The following is an 11081-nucleotide window of genomic DNA, read 5'->3' as shown; positions in this document are numbered from 1 at the left end:
ATGAGCGGGCCGAAAGTCGTGCGCATCGTCACTGTGGAGGAAGTTCAGGCGATCTGCCGCCGCCTGATGCTGCAGGTCGACAGCGGTGGAGAAGAACTTCGGCGCGCCGCCAAACGACTGGAGTTGCTGGACGGAGGCCTGGACGCTTCGATAGAGCGTCGCTCGGCACAACTGCGAGAGATGTACGCTGCTGGGCGCTGGATGGAGCTCCAGAAGCTCGCAATGGACACGCTTGCATTCTACCCGGCTGAGCGCGAGCGGCTACGCGCTGCGGCAGCGGCTGCCGCCGAAGCGGCGAGGTCTCGCCGCAGAAGGCTTGCTGATAGCGCTCGTACAGTGGCCGAGGCGCTGCGCTCAGCAGGTCAACCAGTTCCCCCAGACCTCAACGAGGTCGTAAGGAGTTCAGCGACTGCGCCTGACGGTGCGCTCGCAGAGTTGGAAAGGCGCGTTGGCGCAGCGCTGTCCGCAGTTCCGGCACCTGGCGATTCGCGGGCTGGCGTTTCGGCGGAAGCACGACAGCTGGCAGAGCGCCTTGCTGGAGGCGAGACTACGATCACGCTCGCCCAGTGGGCAGCGGCCCGCATTCCGGCGCCTACTGCCGCCGAGCAACGACTTGATAGGCTTGTGGCCGAGCTGGAAACGTTGGACGCGGACGAGGCGCGCGGCTTTGCGGCAAGGTTGGCTGTCGCTGCGGAAGAAGGCTCGACCTCACGCCGTGCACTGCTCACCGACTCACTGGTTTTGGACTTGTCCGCGCGTGTGACCGCGCTCCGGCGCGCCGAGGCTGCAAGAGCGTCACTTCAAGAAGCAAGAGCCTCCTTGTTGGCGTCGCAGAGCGAGGCGGCAGCGACCTTGCGCGCGCGCATTGAGCGCGAGCTTGACGCAGGTTCGATGCGATCAGCTGAAGCGCTTGTGGTGGAAGCGAAGTCCCTGCTCGAAACCGAGGAGAAGGCCGCCGCTGCCGCCGCTAGACGCCGGGCGGTGCTCGGGGCGCTTTCGACGCTTGGCTACGAAGTTCGCGAAACCATGGAGCAGACGTGGTTGCGCGATGGACGCGTAGTGCTGCGAAAGCCTGGCACCACGGACTACGGCGTGGAGGTCGGTGCCCCTGCGGATCTCAACCGACTACAGGTCAGGCTGGTCGGATCCGATCGGCCCGGCCAGCCCCGAACAGCTAAGCGGGATGCAGACCAGGAAGCCACGTGGTGCGGCGACTTCGACAAGCTGAAGGAGATGCTGGCGGCCGGAGGCGGTGAGTTCCTCGTGGAAAGGGCGGTCGAAGCGGGAGCGCAGGCGGTCAAGACGGTCTCACTCCCTGCGGCCCAGGCTAATCAGTTGATGGATGCTAAGCTGCAGCCGCAGGTCCGGCGCCTCACTTAGGACCAATGTCGGGAGAAGCTGCTGGTGATTCCATTGGTCGCACACGAAGCTACCGGCGCGTGTCTTGTTCTCCGAAACTCCGCAGTTTCTGCTTACGGACATGAATGTTCCAACTCGGCGACTGCGACGTCGTTGCGGCGCCTACCTACGCCTGTGCGCGAATGACCAATGTTGGTTCGTCCTCAGTGGTGAGCACCAGAACCACTTGGTCGGGATGCCGCCATTCGACCGTCCGGAAGAGCGCCACGAAGTCGCTGACCTCCACATGGTTCACGCCCGCGGCCTAGCACGCGACCTGCGGATGCTTCCATCCGCCGAAGAGATGGTCGAGCCGGGTAAGCTGGCCGAGGTCAGCGTCCCGAAGCCAGGCCTGGAGAGTGGCAATGGCCGGAGACGGCACGTCCACAGAGTGACCGATCCCGCCCGCATCGGTGTCGCCCTGCAAGGCAGGTCAATCCGGAACATCTCCGATGCCGAGTTCGGGGCGATCGCCCGTGCCGGGCTTCACGCCACTCTGGACCCAGCGAACGCCATTGCGCGCCACCTGGACGCCAACGAGGTCGATGCCGACACCGCGGCTGCCCTGCAGGCACCACCTGAGGAGCAAGAGAGGCGCATCGCCCAATTGCTTGTGAATCGGAAGATACGCGACGCTGCATTCCGAGGGGCGGTGTGCGCCGCCTATGACAACCGCTGTGCAGTGACGGGGCTCCGCATCGTCAACGGCGGCGGCCGCGCCGAGGTGCAGGCCGCTCACATCAAGGCAGTGGCCGAAGGCGGCCCCGATGTCGTCCAGAATGGGATTGCATTGTCCGCAACGGTGCACTGGCTTTTCGACCGTCACCTGATCTCGTTGACGGACAACTACGGGCTACTGGTGTCGCATAACAAAGTGCCCAGCGAGCTACGGACGCTGTTCACCCGCCAGCTTGACCGAATCTATCTGCCTGCCGACCGAGCGCTCTGGCCTCACCTAGACTATGTCAGGCGCCACCGTGAGGCTTTTGCGGCGAGCTGAGGCGAATGGTGCCTGCCCACCAAGGCGACCGGCTGATCTCGCCGCTTAGGTGATCTGGCAAACGAGCCTGCCCCGGGAAACGAAGGCTAGCAGTACCCTAACGGCATAGTCCTGGGGGCGCCGGGACCACCGCTTTGAATCCGCGCCGGACGCGACTTCCTCGGTTTTGTTCCCATGTTTTCGTCCCCAGTTCCCATTGCGCAGGCGTTGAGGGCGGAACTCGGCCAGTTGCATGATGTCGCATCCGAACTTCAGCCAGGTTGCCATGCCAGCCGACCATCGACGCACCGACCTCGTCCTTTCCGCCCACGGCCGCCGCCGCGCAGCCAGCCGTGGGTTCACCCGTGATGTATTGTGCGTCCTGGCGGAGATCGCTGACCGCGAGGTGCCTGTGGGCCGCGGCTGCTTCGCGCTCTCCGCTTCCGCCACAGCCTTGGCCTCGGCACGCGCGGAGGGCGAGGGCTCAGCACAGCTTGACCGAGTGCGGGGGCGCGTCCTCGTGGTCAGTGCGGACGGCGCCGTCGTGACGGCTCTCGTCGCATATCGCTCCCGAGGACGCCGGTACTGGCGCCAGTATCGGCCGCGGCGCGGAGGTAACAGGCAACCAGCGTCCGGACGGAACCGCTAGGCATGGCCGATATCCATCGTCTCCCTACCCGCTCCCGCCAGCCAGACGCTGACGCGGAGGCGAGGAGCCTGCGAGCGCAGACGGTAAGGCGGCTGATCGAAGCCAGGCCTGGGAGCCTCCCCGGCGCGCGGGACTACGCCGACTATGCTGGCAGGGAGCTATTCCGGATCCTGAAGGAAGGCGGCAGCGACTTCCGGCGTCGAGTCTGCGAGGTTGCCTTCGGAACCCGAGCCCGGGTACCCACGAAGCGCCTCTGGGGCGTGCTCGTCGACCCGGAGAAGCCGCGCGATAGAGTTCCCATTACCGCGGCCAAGCGTCGGCGGCTCACCGTCTACCTCCGCCTCGCCGAAGCCGTTGCGGCGGTCTCCGGCCAGGCCGAAGCGGAGCTCATTCTTCGGGTGTTCCCCGACGTCGCACCGGATGACAATTTGGCTCTACTGCCCCGGACGGCAGGGGTCGCAGAGGAGCTCAGGAACGAGCTCTGGGACAGCTGGCTTCAGGCGAACGAGGTGATTGTCCAGGACTGCGACCTGCGGCGATCGCTCGCGGTTGCGATGGAGTATCCGCGCGGCCCGGCGGGGCCATTCCCTCGATTCCGACTCGACTTGAACCAGATCCTCGGCCGTGACGAGGCGCCTGGCGGCAAGGAAGCGCCTAATCGGGCGAACTACGCTTTGACTCGGTCGCCGTGGGATTTTGTGTTCGGCGTGGCGCCGCGGCGGTTCCTCGGCGAGTGCCACTGTCCAGTATTCCGCGGTGTGGTAGCACCGCTGACGCACGACGGCGCCGTTGGGGAGACTATCGCCGAGTTGGCCGTCTGGCTTCGGGTTTGGGTCCGCTTCTGGTGGGCTATTCTTCCGATCGGCCCGAACGGAGATGCACGCGGCTGCTTCCTCGCGTCTCTGTCGACCGAGCGATCGCCGTCTGCCATTCCGGTCGGTGAACTTGATGCTGACGGCCCGGACGAAGAGCACACGAGCGAGGTTTCCTGGGCGGCCCTCCTCGCCGCGGACGGGGGTCGCAGCGACTTCCACTGGACGAACCGGGACCTATGGCGGGCACGCAACGCAGCCGGACTGGTTCTCTCTTGGGACATGGCCGAGAGGTACTCTGTGTCGACATCGAGCTTCAAAGGCCCGTACCGGTGCACCGCCCGGCTTGATCCTGGGTCACGCCGCATCATTCGTGGGATTTTCGGCTGTGATCCTGAGGCACTTCCAGCGGATCCGGTCCGGATCCTGCCGCCCTCGGCGCATTGGCGAGACGTCATCCTTGGCCTCCCTGACGGGGCGCTGTCGGATTGGGTTGGCCCCGATCCAGATGAACCAGGCATACGTGAGCCCCTTCCACCAAGCCTGCCTGACAACGCCAGTGAGGAGGATGAGCAAGCGGCTGAGGATGCCTACAGCGAAGCACTGTCGACTTGGCGCGACGAAGAAATGGATTACCAGCTACGCTGGCTAATCACGCACCGTCACGGCCCGGCTCCCGCTCGCGCTTTCGCGCGTATTGCCGAAGGTACAGGCTCAAGTCCCACTATCGGGAGCAAACTTGAGGACAGCCTGCTCGACCTTCCTGAAGACGAGCGCCCGGACATGGCGCTGCGACGCATGGCCGAGCGACTTAGCAATTACGCGGCCGAGGTTACGGGACGTGCTGCTTTTGCGCGGCGCGCTAAGCTAGCGTCGCTCGGACGCAAGACCGTCGACAGAGAATAGGCGTTGGTGCACACGCCCACCAAGGCGACCTGGGCGATCCGAGGCTACTTTGTTGGAAACGTGGCCCTCAGCTCGGCTTCAAGAACCAATATCGGTTGAGGAGGTAATCAGCCCACGATCGGTCTTCCCCGCTCGCCTCGGAGAGAACCGCTTGAAAGACCGCTTCGGTGGAGCGGTCCACGAAGTCGTCCGGGTTGACCAGGACCGTCCGGAAGACCTTGAAGGCGTCGTCACCGTACCCGCGCAGGGCGTGAGCCGTCACCTTGTGCAGGGCGCGGTTCGCGGACGGCGAGATATGCAGAACTCGTACGCGCTCGGCACCGTCCTCACGCGCAGCTTGCATCCGGAATGCCAGCATCTGCTGGCGCATGAACTGGTAGAATGGCTCCCAGAAGAAATCGTGGACGGCGAGACCACAATCTGCGCGGATCGGACCGGCGGGCGCGAACGCGATGTTCTTGTAGCGGCTCACACGCACCTCGTTCCCGCTCGGCGGGATCGGCGCCCCGTAGCTCTCCGTGTACTTCCACTCGATAAGGACGGTCTCGACGCGACCTGCGTGGCGGAACCTCACCACCGCATCCGCGCTAGTGGCGTTCGCTCCACGCGTCCGCACTCCTGACCGCCCGGCCTCGTTCAGGTAATCCTCGCGACCGATCCACTCGAACGCGACGAACCATGGAGTGCCATCTGGGCCATGCTCGACCTCCAGCATCGTCGGCGCTGCCAGTCCGAGTGCGTCGCCGATAACCTTCGCGAGGATTTTCGGCCGTGTTGCGAGCGGCATCAGGAAGTTCAGGCAACTCACCTGCGAGGAAAGCGCGTGGTTGGCATGCCTATGCCACGTGATGCCGCGGGCAGCGAAGTAGGCGGCGGCTTCGCGCCGGATGGAGGGCGCGAGATTGAGTTCGCGATGTTCGGGGAACAGCCGGTAGCCGGATCCTGAGTAACCGACAGCCCCGGGCGGCAGTTGCTCAGCGAAGAAAGCGGTCTGCGCAATACGCTCGTCGGTGATGAACCCCCTCATGGCATGAATATAGCTGGGGCCGGACCGCCTCGTAAACGAACACTGGGGTTGTCCGCGTCTGGCGCCGCGGTGTGTTGCTGTGGTCCTAGAACCACAGACGATGGCTCCTATATTTGCAACGACCGCGTACGTGGCGCCGTGGCACTCACCTACGCAGGCACTGATGCGGATGGCCGACAAAATGACGGGCTTAGTCTATGTGGCAAGGAACTCTCGTCTACGGGGTCTCCTAAAGATCGGGATGACCAAGCGAGACGACGCTCAGACCCGTGCCAGCGACTATGGCGTTCAGCTACCAGGCAGCACATCGATCGTTTTTTCAATGAAAGCGGAGAACCCGCTTGCTGCGGAGCGATGTGTGCATGCCGCACTGGATGCGCGCGGTCTGCGAGACAACGGAGAATGGTTCCGTTGTTCTCTTGAACAGGCAGTGGCGGTCATTGAGGCGGCCGTTACCGGAAGACGAGCTCCTGGACACGCGCTGGACGAAGCAGCGACCGGTCGTGGGGGTTATGGCGCGAAGAAGCGAAGAGTTTGGAGCTCCTACGAACTTGCGGCCTCTACGCGATATTCTTATGGCGGCCGAGAACAATCGCGACCATTTACCGAGGAAGAGCGTCGCGCAATCGATGCGCAGCGAGGGGGAAATGCAGACGATCCTCCTGGCGATCCAGTGCTTCGCGCTATGGAGAACAGGCGCAAATTGCACGCTCGATAGCGCTCGAGGCAAGCATTGGCATAGACGACGACGACGATGCGCGCTGGGCGGCGACCGGTCGAGCGGGCCGATCTAGCCAGGTGTCGGCACTTCGCTGTCGCTCAACCGTCGTAGACGGTGCTGAGCTACGCCCTGCGGCACTGGCCGCGACGGGTGCTTTAGGGCGCAGCTGCGGCGGCTCTATAGTTTGTCGAAGACCGACCCCATTCGAGGACTGAAGAGGCGATCATAGGTCTTTAGCAGGAAGTGGTCAGTCATCCCCGCGACATAATCGCAGATTGCCCTCGGGTCGCTGTCCGCTGCGGCAAAGTCGGCATAGGCATCGGCGGGCAGGAAGCTTTCGGGCTCAGACGCTAGAGCTTCGAAGACTGCGACGACCATCTGCTGGCCCTTGAACTCTAGGTGCTGGACGTTGGCTGACCTGATGACCAGGGCGTTCACCACGTTACGAAGATCTTGCAAAAACGCCTTGGGACCGTCTGGGAGCTCCACTCGAAAACGGAGCAGCGGGTGCTCGAAGTCGGCGTCCTCGCGCAACACTACGCTGTTGATGAGGTAGCCCACCGTGCGGCTAATGAGCTGCTTTCTCCGGCCACTTGGACCGAACAGGCCATCGACGAGGACGTCGAACGCGGGCTTCTCCTGCTTCCTGGCGTCCCGCACCATCCCGGGGCTCTCCAGGAAGCATGCACAATTCTCCGGCTTCACATGGCTGATGAAGTCTCTGGCCGTGATTAGACCAAGGGCGATGGCGTCCTCCAGGTCGTGGACGCCGTAGGCAATGTCGTCCGCAACATCCATGATGGTGCAGTCGAACGATTTATAGCGCGGCTTCGCGTGCTTGCCCTCTCGCTCTTCGATGCTCGTGAACCGGTCGCGATCTGCTTGGCCGAATGGCTCCAGTACCCAGTCCACCACGTCCGCCTCGGTGTCGAGGTGGCACTTTGGCGGTTTGCAAGCCTCGCGATCGATGATGCGGATTGCCGTGGTGTCTTTGCGGAGGTCCGGCGTCACCTTGGGATTTACGAGCCTGCTGTATGGAACGGGATACTTCAGCACCCCGAGCAGGCAACGCCGGGTGAGGTTCGAGCCGTTGGCCTTCGAGAAGTCCTCCAGGCGCGCCAGGATCCGCAGCGTCTGCCCGTTGCCTTCGAAGCCGCCATGGTCCCGCATGCAGTAGTTCAGGGCCACCTCTCCGCCGTGGCCGAACGGCGGATGCCCCAGGTCGTGGGTGAAGCCGATGGCCTGGATGAGGCTGGCGGGCGGGAGATACTGTTTGGCGTCCTCCGCCAAACACAGCTTCTCGAGACGCATCCGGATGCCGTTCGCAACCTGCGCCACCTCCAGGGAGTGCGTCAGCCTCGTCCGGTAGAAGTCGCTGTCCCCGAGATTCAGGATCTGCGTCTTGCCTTGCAAGCGCCTGAAGGACCCGGAGTGAATGATGCGCGCGTAGTCCACGTCGTAGGGGGTCCGCGCGTCATCCTCGCTCTGCGTCCAGGGCTCCCGCCGCGCTTCCCATTCGCTGTTCATCCGGCCTGCTCTTTCTGTTTCCGCCTCGGGCTCAATCCGATGGTGTCCCGCTGAATCAGTCGCTGGATACCAGAGGCGGAGCAACCTGACAGGGCTGGCACCAGGGGCTTCCGAACGCTTCAGGTGTTGTCCGCGGGCGGGGTGTAGACGCTGCAGGCGTAAAAGGGATTCCCCTTTGCATGCTCGCGTGATTCCTTCGGAGTGCCGAGGGAGGACGAACCGATGCCGCAGGAGATCTGGCTCAGCGGGGTAGACGGCGACATCGCCCTGCGCCTGCCCGACCCGGACGAGGAAGCGCTGCCGGGCGTCCCGTGGGGGCGGGCGGATGAATTGATGACGCCCGCCTACTGGAAAGGGCAGTGCTGGCAGGCCGAGCGGCTGGGCTGGCACGGTACCTTTCGGCTCGGTGCCGACCTGCGGGAGGAGGTAGCCGCCTGCATGCTCGGCGGCTGGGGAATGCCCGCTGAGCTGGGCTTAGCCGCCTTCCGGCGCCTGCGCGACCGCGGGCTGCTGCGCGGCCCCACGTCCGCTCACGTCCTGGAGGCCGCCCTCTCGGAGCCGCTGGTCATTGGTAACACGCGGCGGCGTTACCGCTTCCCAAGGCAACGGGCCGCTCATCTGTCGGGCTGCCTGTCAGCGCTAGAGATGCTTCGGGAGCCAGAGGGCGACCGCGAGGTGCGCGACGCGCTGATCGTGCTCCCGGGCGTGGGCTGGAAGACCGCGTCCTGGGTCGTCCGGAACCACCGCGCGTCGAGCGCGGTCGCAATCATCGACGTGCACGTGGTCCGTGCCGGGGTCGTAGCGGGTGTGTTCGACCCAGCGTGGACGCCCGAGCGGAACTACCGCGAACTCGAGCAGGCGTTCCTGGACCTGGCCGACGCGATGGGCGTCCGGGCGGCGCTGCTGGACGCGGTCATCTGGGAGCAGATGCGGCGGTTCGGCAACCTCGCCATCGAGGCCGCCATTTGCGTCGCCGCAGCCCGGGCGATCGCGCCAGCAGTCGCCTTGGCAGCGCGGCGGCGTCACGGCCGAACCCGGGGAGCTATCGGTCGACGCGCTGCCTGAGGCTGGAAGCGGTGTTCCCGACACGCGGGGTCGCCAGCACGCCAGACGTCGTCTGATCGACATTCCGAACCGGGCGGAACGCGGAAGAAAGCGCCACTGACCGATGTTCCGCGCTCTGTCCGGCAGGATACCGCCTCCCCCTCGTATTGGCACCGGTAAAGCGGCGCAGGTCGACCGGCATTGGGCACTCCCATTCTGGGGTGCCTCCGGTTGTCGCCACAAAGGTCAGGTCCACAGCCGGTATGGTTTGGCGTATCGTGCCACCGAGGCTCCGGCCGTGGGGTGCTAACCCACTCTCTCGGACGTGCCCATTCTCAGTCGTCGGTATCGCGCCGCACCCAGATGCCGGGCTGATTGCCTCGGTTATCGAGCGTGTAGACGCGACCGGTCTTCGTCGAGAACAGCACGATCCGTCCTCTCCGCGAGTCCAGGCTCCGCGCTGCGGCTGCCTTGATGTCGGCGAATTTGGCGCCAGGCCGCCGGTCAAGGCGCAAGGTGGTCTTTGGGGTCTCGCGGGCGACGTATGCCACTTTGCTAAGTTCGCGCCGCGGGCGCCCGTAATCCCCTCCACGTGGGCAGTCGTAGGTAAGGAAGAACACCCCGTTTGGCATGCTGCTCTCCTGTCATGAACGGATCGGGACGGGCCGACTGACGTCGGTGATTAAGCGGCTTTCTTGCTTGACGGCCTCGGCAATCTGCTCGGCGGTGAAGCTGCGGAGCAGAGCACGGACGGATGCGCGGAGCGCAACCTCGGGGGAACTCGACATGTCCTCGGCCAGGTCGAGCTGCTCGCGGATGCCGGTGGCGAGGTGGTCCACCTCGATCTCGAAGTACTCGGCTTCCGTCTCATCCTGCTGAGAAGGGAGTCCGGGCAGCTGCCGAAGCGTGCCGATGAGGGTGTTCCCCGACGCGTTACCACCGTCCGGCCGATAGAGCCTCAAGCGCTGCTGGCGCGCCGCGATGTCCGTGATCAGGACGGCCCGAAGGGCGTCTAGCGCTTCCGATAGACGGTCGCCGTCAGCTGACGCCGGTGGGAGCGGATGTCTGTGGATGACGGTGTCTCCGCGAACCCGACGGCCGTCTTTCTCACGCTCCAGCACTAGGGCCGTGCCGTTCGGCATGCCATTGCGGTCGAGCCAGCGTCTGGCTGTCGTGTCCCACCTGACGTGCAGTTCTCGTTTGCGTTTCGAAGCCACAGGAAGGCTACGCCTCATAGACCCGGGGTGGTATATATACTACCCCGGGTCTAATAGCAAGCCAGAGTTCCAACTCTGCCCACGTATTGGTCAGCGTCCACCAAGGGCTAGCAGCGCCCCGGCGCGGCTTTGGAGCCGCACCGGGTGACGCGGCGACTGTCGAGCAAGCCTCATGAGACCGCTTTCGGTTGAGCTCGCCCGGCCGCCTCCGCCGAGCGAGTCTCTCGGCCTGACAGCCCGACGACCAACGACCCCGCAGCCACCACCCGATCGCTCCCCGGGAACAGCCCGTCGGCCACCTCCTGGCCGAGCAGCCCCGTGGGGCAGGCCACAAGGCCCAGGCTACCAGCCGCAAGCTGCAGGCTGGCCAGCAGCGCACCGGCATCCCGCCACAGCAGGCTGTCCGGCCTGTGGTAGAAGGCGGCGGTCCTGGCGCGGTCGGCTAGCAGCACCAGCGCCGTCCCGCGCGCCCGCGGCAGTAGCTGGGGCAGCCGCGTCAAGAGCCGAGCGGCTGGGCCCGGACGGCGTTCCGACAGGACCTGCACACGGGCACTGAGCGGATCCACGCGCAGCAGGACCGGCGTGCGGCGGCCGCCCGCGACCACGACTACCTCCACCGGGTGCAGGGCGCCCGCCGAGGGAGGTACTCGACGCGTGCGGCCGAGCGGGTCGGCGACCCGGACGGCACGTGCGACGGTCACCCAGCCGACGAGTGCGAGGACGGACCTGAGCGGCGCAGGCGTCATCTCCCGGACGGAGCGCCGCGCCAGCATGGCGTTGCGCAACAGCACTGGCCCCGGG

At 65.2% G+C, this 11081-nt stretch carries 10 protein-coding genes; 5 read left to right on the top strand and 5 right to left on the bottom strand.

Going from position 1 to position 11081, the window contains the following annotated elements; genetic code table 11:
• From ACLF3M_RS11020 to ACLF3M_RS11010, 3 genes are all read left to right on the top strand, one after another.
• The gene (locus tag ACLF3M_RS11020) at window positions 1-1380 is read left to right on the top strand and encodes a hypothetical protein (protein ID WP_430656967.1); all 1380 of its coding nucleotides are present in this window, start codon (window positions 1-3) and stop codon (window positions 1378-1380) included.
• A gap of 214 nt (window positions 1381-1594) precedes the next feature.
• Entirely contained in the window at window positions 1595-2398 is an 804-nt protein-coding gene (locus ACLF3M_RS11015) for an HNH endonuclease (RefSeq protein ID WP_430656966.1), read from the top strand.
• Window positions 2399-3028: 630 nt separating this feature from the next.
• The gene (locus ACLF3M_RS11010) at window positions 3029-4744 is read left to right on the top strand and encodes a hypothetical protein (protein WP_430656965.1); all 1716 of its coding nucleotides are present in this window, start codon (window positions 3029-3031) and stop codon (window positions 4742-4744) included.
• A gap of 67 nt (window positions 4745-4811) precedes the next feature.
• Here the strand turns inward: ACLF3M_RS11010 and ACLF3M_RS11005 are convergent, their stop codons facing one another.
• The gene (locus ACLF3M_RS11005) at window positions 4812-5771 is read right to left on the bottom strand and encodes a PGN_0703 family putative restriction endonuclease (RefSeq protein ID WP_430656964.1); all 960 of its coding nucleotides are present in this window, start codon (window positions 5769-5771) and stop codon (window positions 4812-4814) included.
• Window positions 5772-5871: 100 nt separating this feature from the next.
• Here ACLF3M_RS11005 and ACLF3M_RS11000 point away from each other — a divergent pair, with 100 nt between their 5' ends.
• Window positions 5872-6489 (top strand): GIY-YIG nuclease family protein, encoded by a 618-nt coding sequence (locus tag ACLF3M_RS11000; RefSeq protein WP_430656963.1) that lies wholly within the window; start codon window positions 5872-5874, stop codon window positions 6487-6489.
• Between the two features lie 180 nt (window positions 6490-6669).
• On the opposite strand, the gene ACLF3M_RS10995 is transcribed toward ACLF3M_RS11000, so the two are convergent.
• On the bottom strand, window positions 6670-8019 hold the full coding sequence (locus tag ACLF3M_RS10995) for an anti-phage deoxyguanosine triphosphatase (RefSeq protein WP_430656962.1): 1350 nt from the start codon (window positions 8017-8019) through the stop codon (window positions 6670-6672).
• A gap of 222 nt (window positions 8020-8241) precedes the next feature.
• Here ACLF3M_RS10995 and ACLF3M_RS10990 point away from each other — a divergent pair, with 222 nt between their 5' ends.
• On the top strand, window positions 8242-9084 hold the full coding sequence (locus ACLF3M_RS10990) for a hypothetical protein (protein WP_430656961.1): 843 nt from the start codon (window positions 8242-8244) through the stop codon (window positions 9082-9084).
• Between the two features lie 314 nt (window positions 9085-9398).
• Here ACLF3M_RS10990 and ACLF3M_RS10985 read toward each other — a convergent pair whose 3' ends face one another.
• The 3 genes from ACLF3M_RS10985 to ACLF3M_RS10975 all read right to left on the bottom strand — a co-directional run bounded on the left by ACLF3M_RS10985 (window position 9399) and on the right by ACLF3M_RS10975 (window position 11071).
• Complete coding sequence (locus tag ACLF3M_RS10985; RefSeq protein ID WP_430656960.1) at window positions 9399-9614, bottom strand: hypothetical protein; 216 nt, start codon at window positions 9612-9614, stop codon at window positions 9399-9401.
• A gap of 93 nt (window positions 9615-9707) precedes the next feature.
• Window positions 9708-10205, bottom strand: coding sequence for a hypothetical protein (locus ACLF3M_RS10980; protein ID WP_430656959.1), 498 nt, complete (start codon window positions 10203-10205; stop codon window positions 9708-9710).
• A gap of 245 nt (window positions 10206-10450) precedes the next feature.
• Window positions 10451-11071 (bottom strand): nitroreductase family protein, encoded by a 621-nt coding sequence (locus ACLF3M_RS10975; RefSeq protein ID WP_430656958.1) that lies wholly within the window; start codon window positions 11069-11071, stop codon window positions 10451-10453.
• Window positions 11072-11081 lie beyond the last annotated feature (10 nt).

This window comes from Falsiroseomonas sp. HW251, from assembly GCF_050563545.1.
In the GTDB taxonomy this organism is placed as follows: domain Bacteria; phylum Pseudomonadota; class Alphaproteobacteria; order Acetobacterales; family Acetobacteraceae; genus Falsiroseomonas.
The sequence above is the reverse complement of the archived record's forward strand: the minus strand, read 5'-3'. Positions and strand labels throughout refer to the sequence as shown.